Here is an 18,942-nt window from a genome sequence, read left to right on the forward strand (position 1 = left end):
CGACACAAGGCCGCTCCTACAGTGGAACGCGTCAAGTTCAGGCTGACGCTGTACCTGTAGGAGCGGCCTTGTGTCGCGAAAGGGCCGCAAAGCGGCCCCAGGATTCATCGGATCACACAAACCTATCAGGCATTCATGACAATCCCGCAGCAGCCCAAGCCTTGTTCAGCCGCTTCTCCCGCGCCGCCGCCGCCAGCGCCATCACCCCCTGGTCACGCTGCCAGATCTGCGCCCACTGCGCCGGCCCCGCCGCCAACGCAGCATCGATCTCCCCTCGCAGCGCCTGGAACTGTGCAAACAATCCCCCTAGCAACAAATGGCAACCAACGCTATCGGCGCACTGCCGGCTACCTTCGGCACACCCGGCCAGCAGCCCAAGCAACTGCAGGCGCAGGGCCTGCGGCCAGGCGCACTCCTGCCCCACGCCATATAGCCAGGCCGTCAACGCCGTAAGCACATACAAGTCCTCCAGCGAACGGAACGGCTTCACATAGGCATCCCAACCATCACCGGCCAGCAACTCGCACGCCGCCTGCTCCAGCACCAGTCGCCCATGGCCCACCTCCGGCATCAGCGGCAGGGTCGGCAGCGCTTCCAGCGTCACACCAGGCTCCCCGGGGTAGACCACCGCCAGGTTCAACTGCGGCGCCGCGCCCGTCGCCTCGCAGCGCGCCGCCACCAGCAGCCATTCCGCCTCCAGGCCGGCAGTGACGAAGTCCTTGCTGCCGGTCAGCCGCAAGCCGTCCAGGCGCGTGCGCATGTCCGCCGGCCGCACGCTGCGCCGCTCGGTGGCGCACAGGGCACCGAGGCTGGGTGGAGCACTGGGCCACAGCACGCGCAAGGCGGCCTGGTAGCCGACCAGGAAGGCCAGGCCCGGGGTGGCCATCGCGCGCCCGCCGAGCACCGCCAGTTCGAACGGGGCAACCGGGCCAAGGCGCTCGAGCAGCGCGGCATAGGTTTCGCCCAGGGTGCCCGCCAGCGCTTGGCGAAGCGGGTCGTTGAGTCGTTGCAACCAGGCCATCGGTCGGCTCCTTGCTGAGGGGCTTTCAGTTGAGGCTCAGGGGGTGTCACGCAAGCATCACCAAAGATTCACAGGGGTGACACCCCATCTACCTAGGCTGACTTTGCACAACAAAGCCGACCGGCCGCAACCCTTCATGGCTGGCTTATGGAGACTCGTAATGACTCGGATCGCTCACGCTGGCGACAACAGCACCGAACGCCGTCTGCAAGCCGAACGCCTGGTTGGCGCTGCGGCCCTGCAGGAAGCCCAGGCCCTGCGCTACAAAGTGTTCAGCGCCGAATTCAAGGCCAAGCTCAAAGGAGCCGAGCAAGGCCTGGACATGGACGACTACGACGTGCACTGCCGCCACATTGGCGTACGCGACCTGAGCACTGGCGAGCTGGTTGCCACCACACGCCTGCTCGACCATCAGGCCGCCAGCAGCCTGGGCCGCTTCTATAGCGAAAAGGAATTCAGCCTGCACGGCCTGTTGCAGCTGCAAGGCCCAATCCTGGAGCTGGGCCGTACCTGCGTAGCCCCCGATTACCGCAACGGCGGCACCATCGCCGTGCTCTGGGGCGAACTGGCCGAAGTGCTCAACGAAGGCCGCTACAGCTACCTGATGGGCTGCGCCAGCATCCCCATGCAGGATGGCGGGGTGCAGGCCCACGCGGTGATGCAGCGCCTACGTGACCGCTACCTGTGCACCGAGCACCTGCGCGCCGAGCCGAAGAACCCGTTGCCCAACCTGGCCCTGCCGAACAACGTCATCGCCGAAATGCCACCGCTGCTCAAGGCTTACATGCGCCTGGGCGCGAAGATCTGCGGCGAGCCGTGCTGGGACGAAGACTTCCAGGTGGCCGATGTGTTCATCCTGCTCAAGCGCGACGAACTGTGCCCACGCTACGCCCGCCACTTCAAGGCAGCGGTCTGATGCCGAAGCTGCGGGTAATGGCCCGCCTGACTCGACTGCTGCTGGTACTGCTGCTGGGCATGCTGATGGCCAGCGTGATCGCCCTGGGCGAACGCCTGGGGTTCAAGGCGCCCATCGAGCGCCGCCAGCGCTGGACCTGCCTGTTCATGAAGCGCCTGGTCGCGGCCCTGCCCTTCGATGTGCGGGTGGTCGGCGAGCTGCCGCAGCGGCCGATGCTGTGGGTCAGCAACCACGTGTCCTGGACCGATATCCCCCTGCTCGGCATGCTGCTGCCGCTGTCGTTCCTGTCCAAGGCCGAAGTCCGCCACTGGCCGGTGGCCGGCTGGCTGGCAGAAAAGGCCGGCACCCTGTTCATCCGCCGTGGCGGGGGCGACAGCCAGCGCCTGCGTGAACAGATCGCCGGGCAGCTGGGCCTTGCCCGGCCGTTGCTGATCTTCCCGGAAGGCACCACCACCAGCGGCCGTACCCTGCGCACCTTCCATGGCCGCCTGCTGGCAGGCGCCATCGACCGTGGCGTGGCGGTGCAGCCGGTCGCCATCCAGTACCTGCGCGATGGCCAGATCGACCCGATTGCACCGTTCATTGGTGACGATGACCTGGTGTCGCACCTGATGCGCCTGTTTGCCCTGCCGCGGGGCGAGGTATGCATTCACCTGCTGCAGCCGATCGGTAGCGTGGGCAAGGAGCGAGCGGTGCTGGCGTTGCAGGCGCAGCAGGCGATTCACCTGGCGTTGTTCGGGGTTGAAGAAGTTGAGCTGGCGCCACGGCGGCAGGCGCGGGCTGCCTGAATTCCCGCACTGCCAGTACCGGCCTCTTCGCGGGCTAGCCCGCTCCCACAGGGCCCGCGCATATCTTGAGAACTGCGCCAACCTGTGGGAGCGGGCAAGCCCGCGAAGAATCGAGCGCAGGACTAACTGCCAGACAACCGGCCAGCCGCTGCAAACGCCTGCAACTGTGGATAAAACTCCCTGAAGTCCGCCAGCAATGGCTCATACAGCCGCTCCAGCTCCCCCATCACCCCAACCATCCCCTCCGGCCGCGACAAGCGCCGGGCAATGCCGTTGAACACCTGCTCCAGCGTGGCAAAGTCGCCATACGCCCCCAGCCAGTCATCCGCCGCCATGAACGGCGCAATCCCCGCCAGCCGCCCCGGCAACTCGGGCTCCGCCAGCAACACCCGATAAAAGTCCCCGGTGAACTGCGCCAGCGGCTGCTCGGCATAATCCCGCCAATGCCGGGCCAGGCAATGGTCGAAAAACACATCCAGAACAATGCCGGCAAAGCGCCGCCGCTCCCGCGGAAAGCGCGCCAGTGCCGCCAGCACCAACGGGTGCTGGTCGGTATAGCTGTCGATATGCCGGTGCAGCCGGATGGCCGCCTCCAGCGCAGGCGGGAAGCGCCCTTCCAGCGAGCCTTTGACGAAGTCGCCATACAGGCTGCCAAGCAGTTGTTGCGGCGCCGGGCCGCCAAGGTGCAGGTGTGCGAGGTAGTTCATGAGCGCAGTCTAGCACCGCCGCCGCCTATATCGTTATAACGCGATATAGCGATTCGTGCTCAGCTCAGAACCTCTTCATATTTGTATATCGGGAATCCACGATTTACATTTCGCCCTATCGCGATATACCGCTACAACGAGCCTCAACCCATGCCTCTCGATCTCGACGAAATCATAAAAGCGCTGGCCCACCCGGTCAGGCGAGAAATCCTCAGCTGGCTGAAGGACCCGGCAACGCAATTCCCCGACCAGTACCACAGCACCGAGAACGGTGTGTGTGCCGGGCAGATCGACCAACGCTGCGGCCTGTCGCAGTCGACCGTCTCCGCCCACCTGGCCACCCTGCAGCGCGCCGGGCTGATCAGCAGCCAGAAGATCGGCCAATGGCACTTCTTCAAACGCAACGAAGCCACTATCCAGGCGTTTCTCGAACAACTGCGCCAAGCACTCTGAACAGGCAGGTAACCGTCATGACCACGCTTTTCGATCCGATCACCCTGGGCGACCTGCAACTGCCCAACCGCATCATCATGGCCCCGCTCACCCGCTGCCGGGCCGACGAAGGCCGCGTGCCCAATGCGCTGATGGCCGAGTACTACGTGCAGCGCGCCAGCGCCGGGCTGATCCTCAGCGAGGCGACCTCGGTCAGTGCCATGGGCGTCGGCTACCCGGATACCCCTGGTATCTGGAACGACGAGCAAGTGCGTGGCTGGAACAATGTGACCAAGGCCGTGCATGCCGCTGGCGGGCGCATCTTCCTGCAGCTGTGGCACGTTGGCCGCATCTCCCACCCCAGCTACCTGAACGGCGAGCTGCCGGTAGCCCCCAGCGCGATCCAGCCCAAGGGCCATGTAAGCCTGGTGCGCCCGCTCAGTGACTACCCCACCCCACGCGCGCTGGAAACCGAAGAAATCATCGACATCGTCGAGGCCTACCGCAGCGGTGCCGAGAATGCCAAGGCTGCCGGTTTCGATGGCGTGGAGATCCACGGTGCCAACGGCTACCTGCTCGACCAGTTCCTGCAGAGCAGCACCAACCAGCGCACCGACCGCTACGGCGGCTCGCTGGAAAACCGTGCGCGGCTGCTGCTGGAAGTGACCGATGCGGCCATCGAGGTGTGGGGCGCAAACCGCGTGGGCGTGCACCTGGCGCCGCGTGCCGATGCCCATGACATGGGCGATGCCGACCGTGCCGAAACCTTTACCTACGTGGCCCGTGAGCTGGGCAAGCGGGGTATTGCCTTCATCTGCTCACGGGAAAAGGAAGCCGATGACAGTATCGGCCCGCTGATCAAAGAGGCGTTCGGTGGCCCGTACATCGTCAATGAGCGGTTTGACAAGGCCAGTGCCAATGCAGCCCTGGCCAATGGCAAGGCCGACGCCGTGGCGTTTGGCGTGCCGTTCATCGCCAACCCTGACCTGCCGGCGCGGTTGGCGGCGGATGCGCCGTTGAACGAGGCGCGGCCGGAGACTTTCTATGGCAAGGGGCCGGTGGGGTACATCGATTATCCGCGGTTGTGATTCAGGGCCATTCGCGGGCACGCCCGCTCCCACAGGGTCAGCACAATCTTCAAGCTTGTCGCTGTACCTGTGGGAGCGGGCGTGCCCGCGAAGAAGGTTCAGGTGATCTCACGGCCGGGCATTGATCTGCTGCTGCAGGTTCTGGATCTGGCTCTGCAAGGTATTCAGGTTGCGGGTCGTCTGCGCCCGGAAGGCGTCGAATTCCTGCACCGAAGCACCACTGGACGCCGCCGCGGCCGGGCGGTTGTCGATCTGGCTCTTGAGCACCAGGATGTCCTGCTCCAGGTCCTGGATGGCCGCGCTCGGGTTACCCTGCTTCTTCAGCGCTGCCACCTCGTTGCCCAGGCTCTTGAGCTGCCCGTCCAGCTTGGCGCCATCAGCCTGCGCGGCCTTCAGCGCAGCAACCTGTTCGTTCAGGCCCTTGAACTGCGTATCCAGCTTGCCACCATCGACCTGCCCCGAGCGCAACGCGGCCAGCTCACCATTCACTGCCTTCAGTTGCGCCTGCAACTGGCTCTGCAGCTCGGTCACGGCCTTCTGCTGTTCACGGGTATCGGCCAGTACCTGCTCCAGGCGCTTGCCCAGGTCACCGGTCTGCCCGGCCACACCCTTCTGCAACTGGCGCAGCTGCAGCTTCAACGCCTCGCTGTTGGTAGTGGCGCCGGATTCGCTGGCCGCCACCTTGCCGCTGATCGCCTGCAGGCGCCCGGCAGCCTCTTCGCTGATGCGGGCGAAGCTTTCCTGGGTCGCCACCAGTTGCTGCTCCATCAGCGAGATCTGCTGGAAGCTCCACCAGCCAAGGCCCGCCAAGGCGATGAACGAGGCCCCGAGCAATGCCCATAGCGGCGCCGTGCTGGCACCGCGAGCGGCTTTCTGGCGGCTGCGCACCACGTGCGCCGGCATCAGTTCGTCATCGTCATGGGTGCCGGCCCGCAGGGTAGGCACATCATCGTAGTCATCGTGAGCATGGTTACGCATGGATACATTCAACCGCGGTAGTCGCAAAGAGGCACGAGTATAAACCGCCAGCGCGGCGCGTTGATGTCCATTGTCGGCCCGACGGTTTCACTGCCCCGGCGGCTGGTGCTTCCACCAGGCACAGAATTCATCCAGCGCCGTCCACAGGCTGACCTTGGGCTGGTAGTCCAGGTACTGCCGGGCGCGGCTGATATCCAGGGTGAAATCGCGGCTCATCACCTGCATCCCCAGGCGCGACAGGGTCGGTTGCGGGCGCCCCGGCCACAACATGCAGGCCGCCTCGTTCAGCGCGGCCAGGCTGTAGGCCAGGCCGTAGGAGCGGTACCGGGTAACCTGCGGCAACTGCATCTGGCGCATCACGTAGTTGACCACGTCCCACAGCGGCAGCGGCTGGCCGTTGCTGATGTTATAGGCCTGGCCCAGCGCCCGGTCGTCGGCGAACAGAGCACTGAGCAGCGCTTCGTTGAGGTTGTGCACGCTGGTGAAATCGACTTTGTTCAGGCCGTTGCCGATGATCGCCACACGCCCCTTGCGCTGCATCTGCATCAGCCGCGGGAAGATACTGGCATCGCCGGCGCCGGTGACGAAGCGCGGGCGCAGCGCCAGCACCTCGAGGCCGAACTCCTGGGCACCGAACACTTTCTGTTCGGCCATGTGCTTGGTCTGCCCGTAATGGTCATGGAAGCGGCGCGGCACCTGCTCTTCCCGGATGTCCAGGCGCGAGCGGCCATTGAAGTAGATCGACGGCGACGACAGGTGTACCAGGCGTCGTACGTGCTCCTTCAAGCAGCCCTCGACCACGTTTTCGGTGACCACCACATTGCCTTGATAGAAGTCCTGGTAGCGCCCCCAGTTGCCCACTGCGCCGGCGCAGTGCACCACCGCCTCGACGCCTTGGCACAGGCGGCGTGCCAGCTCGGCATCACCCAGGTCGCCGGGGATGAACTGGGCGCCGCGCTTGACCAGGTGCTCGACCCCTTCGGCTCGACGGCCGCTGACCCGCACGTCCAGGCCCTGCTCCAGGGCAAAGCGCGCAAAGCGCCCGCCAATGAAGCCACTCGCGCCGGTGACCAGAATTCGCATGTAAGACTCCGTCTTGCCAGATTTCAGATGCAACTGACGCCAGCCGTGGCTACAAGGGCACCAGCCATTGCCGTGCGGTGTGCCGCAGGTGGTCGGTCAGTTGCGCGAGCAGTTGCCCGCCATTGCGCCAATGATGCCAGTACAGCGGCACATCGATGGGGGTATCGCTGCAGATTTCCACCAACTGGCCGCTGGCCAGTTGCTCGCGAGCCTGCAGTTCCGGCACCAGGCCCCAGCCCAGGCCGGCTTCGGTCATGCGCAGGAAGCCTTCGGACGACGGGCACAAGTGGTGCAGGAAGCCATCCTCGATGCCCAGCGATGCCAGGTAGCGGTGTTGCAGGAAGTCGTCCGGGCCGTACACGATCGCCGGGGTACGGGCCAGGCGGCTGGCAGCGAAGCCCTGCGGAAAATGCCGCGCCATGAACCCGGGGCTGGCCAGCGCCCGGTAGCGCATGGCGCCCAGCGGCAGGCTGCGCGCGCCGGCGACCGGCCGCTCGCTGCCACACAGGCAGGCCGCCACTTCGCCCGCACGCATGCGTTTCAGGCCCACTTCCTGGTCTTCCACCACCAGGTCGGTCAGCACGTTCTGCTGTGCGCAGAAGTTGCCCACTGCGCCGGCCCACCAGGTAGCCAGGCTGTCGGCGTTGAGGGCGATGCGCAGGCGCTCCGGCATGCCCTCCTCGTCCAGCGCCGGCACCTGGCGCTGCAGGTCGCGTTCGAGCAGGCGCACCTGCTGCACATGGTTGAGCAACTGGCGGCCGACTTCGGTCGGGCTTGGCGGTGTGGCACGCACCAGCACCGGCTGGCCGACCCGCGCCTCGAGCAGCTTGATGCGCTGGGAGATGGCCGACTGCGACAAGCCCAGCACCTGCGCCGCGCGTTCGAAACCACCCTGCTCGATCACGGCGGCAAGGGCGGCCAGCAGCTTGTAGTCGAACATCGATTTTCCTAATGACGGATCAGCTCTATTTGTTTTTCTTATACAGCGTGGTTCATCACAATGACCAGCATCTTTTGGACTCTTTGGAGAGCACGCCATGTGGCAAAGCTATCTCAACGGCATGCTCGTGGCCTTCGGCCTGATCATGGCCATCGGTGCACAGAACGCCTTCGTCCTCGCCCAGAGCTTGCGCCGCGAGCATCATTTGCCGGTGGCGGCACTGTGCATCGTCTGTGACGCCATCCTGGTAGCAGCCGGTGTGTTCGGCCTGGCCACCGTGCTGGCGCACAACCCGACGTTGCTGGCGATCGCCCGCTGGGGCGGGGCGGTGTTCCTGATCTGGTACGGCGCCAAGGCTTTGCGCAGCGCCTGCTCCAGGCAGAGCCTGCAGCACCAGCAAGGCCAGGGTGCGCGCTCACGCCGCGCGGTACTGCTCAGCGCCCTGGCGGTGACCCTGCTGAACCCGCACGTATACCTCGACACGGTGCTGCTGATCGGCTCGCTGGGCGCCCAGCAGGCTGCGCCTGGCGCCTACGTGGCCGGCGCTGCCAGCGCCTCGCTGCTGTGGTTCTCGACCCTGGCGATCGGTGCCGCCTGGCTAGCACCTTGGCTGGCTCGGCCGGCGACCTGGCGCATGCTCGACCTGATGGTGGCGGTGATGATGTTCGCGGTGGCGGCGCAGTTGATCTTCAACTGACCTCGGCTCACCACAACATCTTTATCGCCTGTGAGATCGAGCGCCGCCCGCGCGGCGCTTCGCAGCACAAGGCTGCTCCTACATCTGTTTTGGGCCAGTAATGCCTGCACCAACGCGCGCGACCGCCTTGTTGGTCCGACACGATATCGAGGTGAACACTAAGGGGCCGAGCGCGCCTGCCTCAGGAATGACTGGCCTGAAACAGATGTAGGAGCAGCCTTGTGCTGCGAAGCGCCGCGCGGGCGGCGCTCGATCTCACAGGCGCTACAAGCGTTAAGCCGAACACCACCGGTCGGCACACCCCGACCGCTCTGGAACCTCTATTCCCTATCTTTGTTGCGTGGTTATGCGCCGGGCCCGGTGCTATGATCCAGCCCTTGCGTCGCAAAGAGTACAAACTCGCCGACGCTCATCGGGCCGCCCGTGATCGGCCTTGCGCAAACCGCAAACAGACCTGAATCAGGAGATCCACCATGGCTTTTGAATTGCCGCCGCTGCCGTACGCCCACGATGCCCTGCAGCCGCACATCTCCAAGGAAACCCTGGAGTATCACCACGACAAGCACCACAACACCTATGTCGTGAACCTGAACAACCTGGTCCCAGGCACCGAATTCGAAGGCAAGACCCTGGAAGAGATCGTCAAGAGCTCTTCGGGCGGCATCTTCAACAACGCCGCTCAAGTCTGGAACCACACCTTCTACTGGAACTGCCTGGCACCAAACGCCGGTGGCCAGCCGACCGGTGCCCTGGCTGACGCCATCAACGCCGCTTTCGGTTCCTTCGACAAGTTCAAGGAAGAGTTCACCAAGACTTCGGTTGGCACCTTCGGTTCCGGCTGGGGCTGGCTGGTGAAGAAGGCTGACGGTTCCCTGGCCCTGGCCAGCACCATCGGCGCCGGCTGCCCGCTGACCAGCGGCGACACCCCGCTGCTGACCTGCGACGTATGGGAACACGCCTACTACATCGACTACCGCAACCTGCGTCCGAAGTACGTCGAGGCGTTCTGGAACCTGGTCAACTGGGCCTTCGTTGCCGAACAGTTCGAAGGCAAGACCTTCAAGGCCTGAGTCATTCAGCCCTGAACAAAAAACCCGGCCCGGTGCCGGGTTTTTTTATGCCTGTACCGGCCTCTTCGCGGGCACGCCCGCTCCCACAGGGATAGCATCAGGTCCACAGGCGGCGCCCTACCTGTGGGAGCGGGCGTGCCCGCGAAGGGGTCAGCACAGATTTCACCTTCAACCCACCAGCAAAGGCTTGCTCAGCCCGCATAGCACGCTAACATCAAACCTCTGGAAGATTGTTACAGCGCATTCAAGTTGCGGGGTCAGGCAACCGATACACTATTGATGGTCGGCCGATAGTGTATCGTCATCGTTGATGGCAAAATGATGCCATGCGCATGGATTAAGGAAACCCCATTGAAGCTGGAATTGCGGAACAGCTTGTCGGTCAAGTTGCTTAGGGTCGTGCTGCTGTCGGCGCTAGCGGTCGGTGTCGTGCTCAGCTGTGCGCAAATCGTCTACGACACCTACAAGACCCGCCAGGCCGTGAACAACGATGCCCAGCGCATCCTCGACATGTTCCGCGACCCCTCGACCCAGGCGGTATACAGCCTCGACCGCGAAATGGGCATGCAGGTGATGGAAGGCCTGTTCCAGGACGAATCGGTACGCATGGCCTCCATCGGCCACCCCAACGAAACCATGCTGGCGGAAAAGTCCCGCCCGTTGCAGGACATGTCCATGCGCTGGCTGACCGACCTGATCCTCGGCCAGGAACGTACCTACACCACGCAACTGGTCGGCCGCGGCCCCTACAGCGAATACTACGGCGACCTGAGCATCACCCTGGACACCTCGTCCTACGGCGAAGACTTCCTGATCAACGCCGTGATCATCTTCATCTCCGGTGTGCTGCGGGCCCTGGCCATGGGCCTGGTGCTGTACCTGGTCTACCACTGGCTGCTGACCAAACCGCTGTCGAAGATCATCGAGCACCTCACCCAGATCAACCCCGACCGCCCAAGCCAGCACCAACTGCCGCTGCTCAAGGGCCACGAGAAGAACGAGCTGGGCCTTTGGGTAAATACCGCCAACCAGTTGCTGGCCTCGATCGAGCGCAACACCCATCTGCGCCACGAGGCGGAAAACAGCCTGCAACGCATGGCCCAGTACGACTTCCTCACCGGCCTGCCCAACCGCCAGCAGCTGCAGCAGCAACTGGACAAGATCCTGGTCGACGGCGGCCGCCTGCAACACCGCGTGGCGGTACTGTGCGTAGGCCTGGACGACTTCAAGGGCATCAACGAGCAGTTCAGCTACCAGGTCGGCGACCAGCTGCTGCTGGCCCTGGCCGACCGCCTGCGCGCCCACAGTGGCCGCCTGGGCGCCCTGGCACGCCTGGGTGGTGACCAGTTCGCCCTGGTGCAGGCCAATATCGAGCAGCCCTACGAGGCGGCCGAACTGGCGCAGAGTATCCTCGACGACCTGGAAGTGCCGTTCGACCTCGACCACCACCAGCAGATCCGCCTGCGCGCCACCATCGGCATCACCCTGTTCCCGGAAGACGGCGACAGCACCGAGAAGCTGCTGCAGAAAGCCGAACAGACCATGACCCTGGCCAAGGCCCGTTCGCGCAACCGCTACCAGTTCTACATCGCCAGCGTCGACAGCGAGATGCGCCGCCGTCGCGAGCTGGAAAAGGACCTGCGCGAAGCCCTGCCGCGCAACCAGCTGTACCTGGTGTACCAGCCACAGATCAGCTACCGCGACCACCGCGTGGTCGGTGTCGAGGCATTGCTGCGCTGGCAGCACCCGGAGCTGGGCATGGTGCCGCCAGATCAGTTCATCCCCCTGGCCGAACAGAACGGCAGCATCATCAGCATTGGCGAATGGGTGCTCGACCAGGCCTGCCGGCAATTGCGCGAATGGCACGACATGGGCTTCAGCGAGCTGCGCATGGCGGTCAACCTGTCCACCGTGCAGCTGCACCACAGCGAACTGCCGCGGGTGGTCAACAACCTGCTGCAGGCCTATCGCCTGCCGCCGCGCAGCCTGGAACTGGAAGTCACTGAGACCGGCCTGATGGAAGACATCAGCACCGCCGCCCAGCACCTGCTGAGCCTGCGCCGCTCCGGAGCATTGATTGCCATCGACGACTTCGGCACCGGCTACTCGTCGCTCAGCTACCTGAAATCGCTGCCGCTGGACAAGATCAAGATCGACAAGAGCTTCGTCCAGGACCTGCTGGACGACGATGACGACGCCACCATCGTTCGCGCCATCATCCAGCTGGGCAAGAGCCTGGGGATGCAGGTGATCGCCGAAGGCGTGGAAACCGCCGAACAGGAAACCTACATCGTCGCCCAGGGCTGCCACGAGGGCCAGGGCTACCACTACAGCAAGCCGCTGTCGGCCCGTGAGCTGACCAACTTCCTCAAGCAGGCACAGCGAAACCAGGTTTCGATGCTCTGAGCCGCCTGCCCGGTTACAGGCCGTGACCGGCATTTACACGAATTGCATGCCCGCCCCCTTTACAGCAAATGCAAATCTTTCGCATGATGTTGCGGTTTCGCGTGCCACGGCGCACGGTCCACCCCTTGGTCCAACCACACGACGCAGGAAAACCAATAATGATTCGAATGCCTCTGGCCTCCGCCAGTCTGCTGGCCATTGCCATCGCTCTCGCCGGTTGCGGTGAAGGCAAGGACGACAAGGCCGCCGCGCCGCAAGCCCAGGCACCTGCTGCCGCCAGCACCACCGCTGCGGCGCCCGGGGCTGTCGACGAAGCTGCCGGCAAAGCCGTGGTCAAGCATTACGCCGAGCTGGTCTACGCCGTGTACAGCGATTCGCTGAGCACCGCCAAGACCCTGCAGACCGCAGTCGACGCGTTCCTGGCCAAGCCCAACGACGAAACCCTGAAGGCAGCCAAAGAAGCCTGGGTCGCCTCGCGCGTACCGTACCTGCAGAGCGAAGCCTTCCGCTTCGGCAACACCATCATCGACGACTGGGAAGGCCAGGTGAACGCCTGGCCGCTGGACGAAGGCCTGATCGACTACGTCGACAAGAGCTATGAGCACGCCCTGGGCAACCCGGCGGCCAACGCCAACATCATCGCCAACACCGAGATCCAGGTGGGAGAAGAGAAGGTCGACGTCAAGGACATCACCCCCGAGAAGCTGGCCAGCCTGAACGAACTGGGCGGCTCCGAGGCCAACGTCGCCACCGGCTACCACGCCATCGAGTTCCTGCTCTGGGGCCAGGACCTGAACGGCACCGGCCCGGGCGCGGGCAACCGTCCGGCGTCGGACTACCTGGAAGGCAAGGGCGCCACCGGCGGCCACAACGACCGCCGCCGTGCCTACCTGAAAGCGGTCACCGACCTGCTGGTCAAGGACCTCGAAGAGATGGTCGGCAACTGGGCACCGAACGTCGCCGACAACTACCGCGCCAAGCTGGAAGCCGAGTCGGTCAACGACGGCCTGCGCAAGATGCTGTTCGGCATGGGCAGCCTGTCGCTGGGCGAACTGGCTGGCGAACGCATGAAGGTTTCGCTGGAGGCCAACTCGCCGGAAGACGAGCACGACTGCTTCAGCGACAACACCCACTACTCGCACTTCTACGACGCCAAGGGCATCCGCAACGTCTACCTGGGCGAGTACACCCGCCCGGACGGCAGCAAGGTGACCGGCCCGAGCCTGTCATCGCTGGTGGCCAAGGTAGACCCGGCCGCCGACGCCACCCTCAAGGCCGACCTGGAAGCCACCGAAGCCAAGATCCAGGTGATCGTCGACCACGCCCTCAAGGGCGAGCACTACGACCAGCTGATCGCTGCCGACAACGCAGCCGGCAACCAGATCGTGCGTGACGCCATCGCCTCCCTGGTCAAGCAGACCGGTGCGATCGAGCAGGCCGCGGGCAAGCTGGGCATTGCCAACCTGAACCCGGATACCGCGGATCACGAGTTCTAATCCTGCTGTAGCGGTTCTGAAAGAGGCGGCCTTCGGGTCGCCTTTTTCTTTGCAAGCTGCACGGTCCCCTGTAGGAGCGGCCTTGTGTCGCGAAGGGCTGCAAAGCAGCCCCAGCTATCTGGACGTTGACGCTATGGTCCTGGGGCCGCTTTGCGGCCCTTCGCGACACAAGGCCGCTCCTACAAGAGCCCGCACCAATGCTGCCGACATGGCCAACTGACACCGATTTCATCCAGCAATTGCAAATTGCTCTTATTCAAACTCCCTCACCCTGCTAAGCTTGCACGCCGGTTTTTCGCTCACGCCCAGGATTCTCGATGTCCTTGTCGCTGTCCCGACTCTCCCCCCTGCTGCTGGCCTTTGCCCTCGCCGCCTGTGACGACGCCCCGCGTTTCACCCAGGCCGAGCCCGGCGAAGCGTTGTCGGGCGGCAAAGCCACCGTGCAGCGCACTGACCGCAATGCCTATTCCCTGCCCTCGGCCAACCTCTCGCCCGAGCGGCGCCTGGACTTCGCCGTAGGCAACAGCTTCTTCCGCAACCCCTGGGTGATCGCCCCGTCCACCACCACCGCCCGTGACGGCCTGGGCCCGCTGTTCAACACCAATGCCTGCCAGAACTGCCACGTGCGCGACGGCCGCGGCCACCCGCCAGAGCCGGGCGACAGCAACGCCGTATCGATGCTGGTACGCCTGTCGATCCCCGACCAGCCCTACCTGGCCAAGGTGGTCGAACGCCTCGGCGTGGTGCCGGAGCCGGTCTATGGCACCCAGCTGCAGGACATGGCCATCCCTGGCGTGACGCCGGAAGGCAAGGTGCGGGTGAGCTACACCAGCGAAACGGTGTCGTTCGAGGACGGCCACCAGGTCGAGCTGCGCAAGCCGGCCCTGCAGATCACCCAACTCGGCTATGGCGTGATGCACCCCGACACGCGCTTTTCGGCGCGGGTGGCGCCGCCGATGATCGGCCTGGGCCTGCTCGAAGCCATCCCCGAAGCCGACCTGCTGGCCAACGAAGACCCGGATGACCGCAACCGCGACGGCATCCGCGGCCGGGCCAACCGGGTGTGGGACGACGCCCAAGGCAAGACCGTGGTCGGCCGCTTCGGCTGGAAGGCCGGGCAGCCCAACGTCAACCAGCAGAACGTGCACGCCTTTGCCGGCGACATGGGCCTGACCACCACCCTGCAGCCCAACGACGACTGTACCCCGGCGCAGGCCGACTGCCTGGCCGCGCCCAACGGCGACGGTGCCAATGGCGAGAAGGAAGTCAGCGACAACATCCTGCGCCTGGTCACTTTCTACACCCGCAACCTGGCCGTGCCGGCCCGCCGCGACGTGGGCTCGCCGCAGGTGCTGGCAGGCAAGAACCTGTTCTACCAGGCCGGCTGCCAGGGCTGCCATACACCGCAGTTCACCACCGCCGCCAATGCCGCCGAGCCGGAGCTGGCCAACCAGCTGATCCGTCCCTACAGCGACCTGCTGCTGCATGACATGGGCCCGGGCCTGGCCGACGAGCGCACCGAATTTGCCGCCAACGGCCAGGACTGGCGCACCCCGCCACTGTGGGGCATCGGCCTGAGCGAAACGGTCAGTGGCCACAGCCAGTTCCTGCACGACGGCCGCGCCCGCAACCTGCTCGAAGCCGTGCTCTGGCACGGTGGCGAGGCCGAGGCGGCACGCAATTTCGTACTCACTTTCAATGCCGAGCAGCGTGCCGCGTTGCTGGCGTTCCTGAACTCACTTTAAAAAGCGCAAAGGAGCCGGGCATGTTCCGACCCAAACTGTTGTTCACCAGCCTCGCCGCACTCGCCCTCGGCGCCTGCTCGCCGCAGGACCCGCAAGCCGTGACCTCCGCTGCCATCGCCAAGCAGGTGATCCTGCCCACCTACAGCCGCTGGGTCGAAGCCGACCGCACGCTGGCCGCCAGCGCCCTGGCCTACTGCGAAGGCAAGGAAACCCTGGACAAGGCCCGTGCCGACTTCCTCAACGCGCAAAAGGCCTGGGCCGAGCTGCAACCGCTGCTGGTCGGCCCGCTGGCCGAAGGCAACCGCGCCTGGCAGGTACAGTTCTGGCCCGACAAGAAGAACCTGGTCGGCCGCCAGGTCGAGCAACTGGTCAACGCCGACCAGCCGGTCGATGCCGCGGCCCTGGGCAAGGCCAGCGTGGTGGTACGTGGCCTGTCGGCCTACGAGTACATCCTGTTCGATAGCAAGCCGGACATCGCCACCGCCGAGCAGAAAGCCCGCTACTGCCCGTTGCTGGTGGCCATTGGTGAACACCAGAAGGCCCTGGCCGAAGAGATCCTCAAGGGCTGGAACAGCACCGACGGCATGCTCTCGCAGATGACCAAGTTCCCCAACCAGCGCTACGCCGACTCCCACGAGGCCATCGCCGACCTGCTGCGCGCTCAGGTCACCGCCCTGGACAGCCTGAAGAAAAAGCTCGGTGCGCCGATGGGCCGCCAGAGCAAGGGTATCCCGCAGCCACTGCAGGCCGAAGCCTGGCGCAGCCACAGCTCGCTCAAGAGCCTGGAGGCCAGCCTCAAGGCCGCCGAAGCGGTCTGGGTCGGGGTCGACAACCAAGGCCTGCGCGGCTTGCTGTCCAGCGATCAGAAAGCCCTGGCGGACAAGATCGACGCCGCCTACGCTGCCTCGCTCAAACTGCTGGCCGCCAACCAGAAGACCTTGGGCGAGCTGCTGGCCGACGACGCCGGCCAGCAAACCCTGAACCAGATCTACGACAGCCTCAACGCCGTCCACCGCCTGCACGAAGGCGAGCTGGCCAAGGCGTTGAACATCCAGCTGGGCTTCAATGCCAACGACGGTGACTGATCATGCTGCGACGCCAGGCCCTCAAACTCGGTAGCGTATTGCTCAGCGCCCTCACCCTGGGCGGCTGGAGCCTGTTCCGCAACAAAGGCAGCGAGCCCCTGCTGCTGTCGGCGCGTGACGACGGCGACGGCAAGCACTATGCGGTCGGGTTCCGCCTGGACGGCACCCAGGTGTTCAGCACCCAGGTCGCCCAACGTTGCCATGCCATCATCCATCACCCGGACCTGCCGATCGCCCTGTTCGTCGCCCGCCGTCCCGGCACCGAAAGCTACCTGGTCGACCTGCGCGACGGGCGCCTGCTGCAGACCGTCACCTCGCAGCCGAACCGGCACTTCTACGGCCACGCGGTCATCCACAAAGGTGGCGAATGGCTGTATGCCACCGAGAACGACACCACCGACCCGGGGCGTGGCGTACTCGGTGTGTACCGCTTCGAAGGCGAGCGCCTGGTGCACACCGGGGAGATTCCGACCCACGGCATCGGCCCGCACGAAGTGGCCTGGCTGCCGGACGGCGAAACGCTGATCGTGGCCAACGGCGGTATCCGCACCGAAGCCGAAAGCCGGGTGGAGATGAACCTCGACGCCATGGAACCGAGCCTGGTGCTGATGCAGCGCGACGGTACCCTGCTGAGCAAGGAAACCCTGGCCCAGCAGATGAACAGCGTGCGCCACCTGGCAGTAGGCAGCGATGGCACCATCGCCGCCTGCCAACAGTTCATGGGCGATGCCGATGAAACCGCAGAGCTGCTGGCGATCAAGCGCCCGGGCGAGCCGTTCAAGGCCTTCCCGGTGCCGGAGCGGCAGTTGCAGGCCATGGCCCAGTACACCGCCAGCGTGGCTATCCACAGCGAGCTGCGGCTGGTGGCGCTGACCGCGCCACGGGCCAACCGCCTGTTCGTCTGGGACCTGGACAGCGGCGCGGTGCGGCTGGATGCGCCAATGCCCGATTGCGCGGGGGTGGGCGCGGTACAGGACGGCTTTGTCGTCACCTCCGGGCAGGGCCGTTGCCGGTTCTATGATTGCCGCAAGGCCGAGCTGGTCGGGCAACCGATGAACCTGCCGTCGGGTTTCTGGGACAACCACCTGCATCTGGTCTGATTTTTCTGCTGCCTTCACCGGCCTCTTCGCGGGCACGCCCGCTCCCACAGGGGCCGCGCAACCCACTGACTGCGCGGTTCCTGTGGGAGCGGGCGTGCCCGCGAAGGGGCCGGCCCAGGCATTCCACTCCCCTTCCCCCCAAAAACAGTCAATACTTCCCCCATCCACACGTGGGCAGGATCGCCCGTTGTCGTGTCTAAGCGAATAACAACCGCATCCAAGGAACCGGACCTATGCTGCGCCGCCGCATGCTCATCATGTTGGCCGTGGTTCTGCTGATCGTGCTGGCCCTGGGGGGCTACAAAGCCTTTTCGATCTACCAGCAGATCCAGATGTTCACTGCCCCCAAGCCGCCCATCACCGTGGCGGCCGCCTTGGCCGAACAGCGCCCGTGGCAAGAGCGCCTGCCCGCCGTCGGCAGCCTCAAGGCGCTACAGGGCGTGGAGCTGAGCCTGGAGGTGGAGGGTATCGTCAAGGCCCTGCATTTCGACTCGGGCCAGCAGGTCAAGGCCGGGCAACTGTTGCTGCAACTCAACGACGACCAGGAAACCGCCCTGCTCGGCACCGCCCAGGCCGACCTGGGCCTGGCCAAGGTAGATTTCGGACGTGGCAGCCAGCTGGTCGGCGACTCGGCCATCTCCCGCGGCGAGTTCGACCGCCTCACCGCCCAGTACCGGCGCAACCAGGCGGTGGTCGACCAGCTCAAGGCATCGAAGACCAAGAAGAGCATCAGCGCCCCGTTCAGCGGCACCATCGGCATTCGCCAGGTGGACGTCGGCGACTACCTCGCCGCCGGCACGGTGATCGCCACCCTGCAGGACACATCCAGCCTCTACGTCGACTTCAACGTACCGGAACAGGCCCTGCCGCACCTCAGCCTGGGCCAGCAGGTGCTGGTGCAGGTGGCCGCCTACCCGGGCCAGACCTTCCCAGCCAGCCTCAGCGCCATCAACCCCAAGGTCGAGGAAACCACGCGCAACCTGCTGGTGCGCGCGACCATGGCCAACCCGGACGGCAAGCTGCTGCCGGGCATGTTCGCCAGCCTGCTGATCCTGCTACCCAACCCGCAGCCACAAGTGGTAGTGCCGGAAAGCGCCATCACCTACACCCTGTATGGCAACTCGGTATACGTCGCCACGCCGAAAAAGGACAAGGACGGCAAGCCGGAAAACGACGACAAGGGCCAGCCGCAGCTCACCGCCGAGCAGCGCACGGTGCAGACCGGCGAGCGCCGTGACGGCGTGGTGGTGGTCAGCAAGGGCCTGCAGGCCGGGGAACAGGTGGTCACCGCCGGCCAACTGAAGCTCACCCCCGGCGCCGCGATCCGCATCGGCCAGGACAAAGCCCTCAAGCCCGCACAGGGCGCGCCGGGCAAGGACTGACAGGAGGC

General features: G+C 65.1%; 17 protein-coding genes. 12 read left to right on the forward strand and 5 right to left on the reverse strand.

The window, feature by feature from the left end; all coding sequences use genetic code 11:
- Window positions 1-133: 133 nt before the first annotated feature.
- A complete protein-coding gene (locus ABIB24_RS06530) occupies window positions 134-1,021 on the reverse strand; it encodes an acyl-CoA dehydrogenase middle domain-containing protein (RefSeq protein WP_025340513.1) in 888 nt (295 codons plus the stop codon).
- 160 nt (window positions 1,022-1,181) lie between these two features.
- Here ABIB24_RS06530 and olsB point away from each other — a divergent pair, with 160 nt between their 5' ends.
- Together olsB and ABIB24_RS06540 are read left to right on the forward strand one after the other, a co-directional pair.
- The gene (gene olsB / locus ABIB24_RS06535) at window positions 1,182-1,937 is read left to right on the forward strand and encodes an L-ornithine N(alpha)-acyltransferase (protein ID WP_274078300.1); all 756 of its coding nucleotides are present in this window, start codon (window positions 1,182-1,184) and stop codon (window positions 1,935-1,937) included.
- Window positions 1,937-2,725 carry a lysophospholipid acyltransferase family protein gene (locus ABIB24_RS06540; protein ID WP_025340514.1) on the forward strand — a complete coding sequence of 263 codons (789 nt, stop codon included), beginning with the start codon at window positions 1,937-1,939 and terminating at the stop codon, window positions 2,723-2,725. The genes olsB and ABIB24_RS06540 overlap by 1 nt, the downstream gene beginning before the upstream one ends.
- A 122-nt stretch (window positions 2,726-2,847) precedes the next feature.
- Here the strand turns inward: ABIB24_RS06540 and ABIB24_RS06545 are convergent, their stop codons facing one another.
- Window positions 2,848-3,432, reverse strand: a complete 585-nt coding sequence (locus ABIB24_RS06545) for an acyl carrier protein phosphodiesterase (RefSeq protein WP_274078299.1) — start codon at window positions 3,430-3,432, stop codon at window positions 2,848-2,850.
- A gap of 150 nt (window positions 3,433-3,582) precedes the next feature.
- On the opposite strand from ABIB24_RS06545, the gene ABIB24_RS06550 reads away from it, so the two are divergent.
- A complete protein-coding gene (locus ABIB24_RS06550; protein WP_003258229.1) occupies window positions 3,583-3,885 on the forward strand; it encodes an ArsR/SmtB family transcription factor in 303 nt (100 codons plus the stop codon).
- A 17-nt stretch (window positions 3,886-3,902) separates the two neighbouring features.
- Window positions 3,903-4,952: an alkene reductase gene (locus tag ABIB24_RS06555; protein ID WP_013974072.1), complete on the forward strand. Its 1,050-nt coding sequence runs from the start codon at window positions 3,903-3,905 to the stop codon at window positions 4,950-4,952.
- Window positions 4,953-5,060: 108 nt separating this feature from the next.
- Here ABIB24_RS06555 and ABIB24_RS06560 read toward each other — a convergent pair whose 3' ends face one another.
- The 3 genes from ABIB24_RS06560 to ABIB24_RS06570 form a co-directional block, all read right to left on the reverse strand.
- A complete protein-coding gene (locus ABIB24_RS06560) occupies window positions 5,061-5,930 on the reverse strand; it encodes a hypothetical protein (RefSeq protein ID WP_025340516.1) in 870 nt (289 codons plus the stop codon).
- 87 nt (window positions 5,931-6,017) lie between these two features.
- The gene (locus tag ABIB24_RS06565; RefSeq protein ID WP_085614284.1) at window positions 6,018-7,013 is read right to left on the reverse strand and encodes an NAD-dependent epimerase/dehydratase family protein; all 996 of its coding nucleotides are present in this window, start codon (window positions 7,011-7,013) and stop codon (window positions 6,018-6,020) included.
- A gap of 49 nt (window positions 7,014-7,062) precedes the next feature.
- Entirely contained in the window at window positions 7,063-7,953 is an 891-nt protein-coding gene (locus ABIB24_RS06570) for a LysR family transcriptional regulator ArgP (protein ID WP_054573319.1), read from the reverse strand.
- A gap of 97 nt (window positions 7,954-8,050) precedes the next feature.
- Between ABIB24_RS06570 and ABIB24_RS06575 the strand changes: the two genes are divergently transcribed.
- The 8 genes from ABIB24_RS06575 (at window position 8,051) to ABIB24_RS06610 (ending at window position 18,934) form a co-directional block, all read left to right on the forward strand.
- Window positions 8,051-8,650, forward strand: a complete 600-nt coding sequence (locus ABIB24_RS06575) for a LysE/ArgO family amino acid transporter (protein WP_003258234.1) — start codon at window positions 8,051-8,053, stop codon at window positions 8,648-8,650.
- Window positions 8,651-9,123: 473 nt separating this feature from the next.
- Entirely contained in the window at window positions 9,124-9,720 is a 597-nt protein-coding gene (locus ABIB24_RS06580; protein WP_013974076.1) for a superoxide dismutase, read from the forward strand.
- 351 nt (window positions 9,721-10,071) lie between these two features.
- Window positions 10,072-12,126, forward strand: a complete 2,055-nt coding sequence (locus ABIB24_RS06585; RefSeq protein ID WP_025340519.1) for a putative bifunctional diguanylate cyclase/phosphodiesterase — start codon at window positions 10,072-10,074, stop codon at window positions 12,124-12,126.
- A 158-nt stretch (window positions 12,127-12,284) separates the two neighbouring features.
- Complete coding sequence (locus ABIB24_RS06590) at window positions 12,285-13,622, forward strand: imelysin family protein (RefSeq protein WP_274078298.1); 1,338 nt, start codon at window positions 12,285-12,287, stop codon at window positions 13,620-13,622.
- A 317-nt stretch (window positions 13,623-13,939) separates the two neighbouring features.
- Window positions 13,940-15,367 carry a di-heme oxidoreductase family protein gene (locus ABIB24_RS06595; RefSeq protein WP_025340521.1) on the forward strand — a complete coding sequence of 476 codons (1,428 nt, stop codon included), beginning with the start codon at window positions 13,940-13,942 and terminating at the stop codon, window positions 15,365-15,367.
- A gap of 20 nt (window positions 15,368-15,387) precedes the next feature.
- Window positions 15,388-16,452 carry an imelysin family protein gene (locus tag ABIB24_RS06600; RefSeq protein ID WP_025340522.1) on the forward strand — a complete coding sequence of 355 codons (1,065 nt, stop codon included), beginning with the start codon at window positions 15,388-15,390 and terminating at the stop codon, window positions 16,450-16,452.
- 2 nt (window positions 16,453-16,454) lie between these two features.
- Window positions 16,455-17,552: a DUF1513 domain-containing protein gene (locus ABIB24_RS06605; protein WP_274078296.1), complete on the forward strand. Its 1,098-nt coding sequence runs from the start codon at window positions 16,455-16,457 to the stop codon at window positions 17,550-17,552.
- Window positions 17,553-17,785: 233 nt separating this feature from the next.
- Window positions 17,786-18,934: an efflux RND transporter periplasmic adaptor subunit gene (locus ABIB24_RS06610; RefSeq protein WP_075046245.1), complete on the forward strand. Its 1,149-nt coding sequence runs from the start codon at window positions 17,786-17,788 to the stop codon at window positions 18,932-18,934.
- Window positions 18,935-18,942: the final 8 nt, after the last annotated feature.

Source organism: Pseudomonas sp. UYEF17 (genome assembly GCF_040546125.1).
Lineage (GTDB): Bacteria > Pseudomonadota > Gammaproteobacteria > Pseudomonadales > Pseudomonadaceae > Aquipseudomonas > Aquipseudomonas putida_Z.

Bases quoted from the DNA above. Each gene is read 5' to 3' on its own strand.
- ABIB24_RS06530 (WP_025340513.1), bottom strand. From the start codon at position 1,021: ATGGCCTGGTTGCAACGACTCAACGACCCGCTTCGCCAAGCGCTGGCG.
- olsB (WP_274078300.1), top strand. From the start codon at position 1,182: ATGACTCGGATCGCTCACGCTGGCGACAACAGCACCGAACGCCGTCTG.
- ABIB24_RS06540 (WP_025340514.1), top strand. From the start codon at position 1,937: ATGCCGAAGCTGCGGGTAATGGCCCGCCTGACTCGACTGCTGCTGGTA.
- ABIB24_RS06545 (WP_274078299.1), bottom strand. From the start codon at position 3,432: ATGAACTACCTCGCACACCTGCACCTTGGCGGCCCGGCGCCGCAACAA.
- ABIB24_RS06550 (WP_003258229.1), top strand. From the start codon at position 3,583: ATGCCTCTCGATCTCGACGAAATCATAAAAGCGCTGGCCCACCCGGTC.
- ABIB24_RS06555 (WP_013974072.1), top strand. From the start codon at position 3,903: ATGACCACGCTTTTCGATCCGATCACCCTGGGCGACCTGCAACTGCCC.
- ABIB24_RS06560 (WP_025340516.1), bottom strand. From the start codon at position 5,930: ATGCGTAACCATGCTCACGATGACTACGATGATGTGCCTACCCTGCGG.
- ABIB24_RS06565 (WP_085614284.1), bottom strand. From the start codon at position 7,013: ATGCGAATTCTGGTCACCGGCGCGAGTGGCTTCATTGGCGGGCGCTTT.
- ABIB24_RS06570 (WP_054573319.1), bottom strand. From the start codon at position 7,953: ATGTTCGACTACAAGCTGCTGGCCGCCCTTGCCGCCGTGATCGAGCAG.
- ABIB24_RS06575 (WP_003258234.1), top strand. From the start codon at position 8,051: ATGTGGCAAAGCTATCTCAACGGCATGCTCGTGGCCTTCGGCCTGATC.
- ABIB24_RS06580 (WP_013974076.1), top strand. From the start codon at position 9,124: ATGGCTTTTGAATTGCCGCCGCTGCCGTACGCCCACGATGCCCTGCAG.
- ABIB24_RS06590 (WP_274078298.1), top strand. From the start codon at position 12,285: ATGATTCGAATGCCTCTGGCCTCCGCCAGTCTGCTGGCCATTGCCATC.
- ABIB24_RS06595 (WP_025340521.1), top strand. From the start codon at position 13,940: ATGTCCTTGTCGCTGTCCCGACTCTCCCCCCTGCTGCTGGCCTTTGCC.
- ABIB24_RS06600 (WP_025340522.1), top strand. From the start codon at position 15,388: ATGTTCCGACCCAAACTGTTGTTCACCAGCCTCGCCGCACTCGCCCTC.
- ABIB24_RS06605 (WP_274078296.1), top strand. From the start codon at position 16,455: ATGCTGCGACGCCAGGCCCTCAAACTCGGTAGCGTATTGCTCAGCGCC.
- ABIB24_RS06610 (WP_075046245.1), top strand. From the start codon at position 17,786: ATGCTGCGCCGCCGCATGCTCATCATGTTGGCCGTGGTTCTGCTGATC.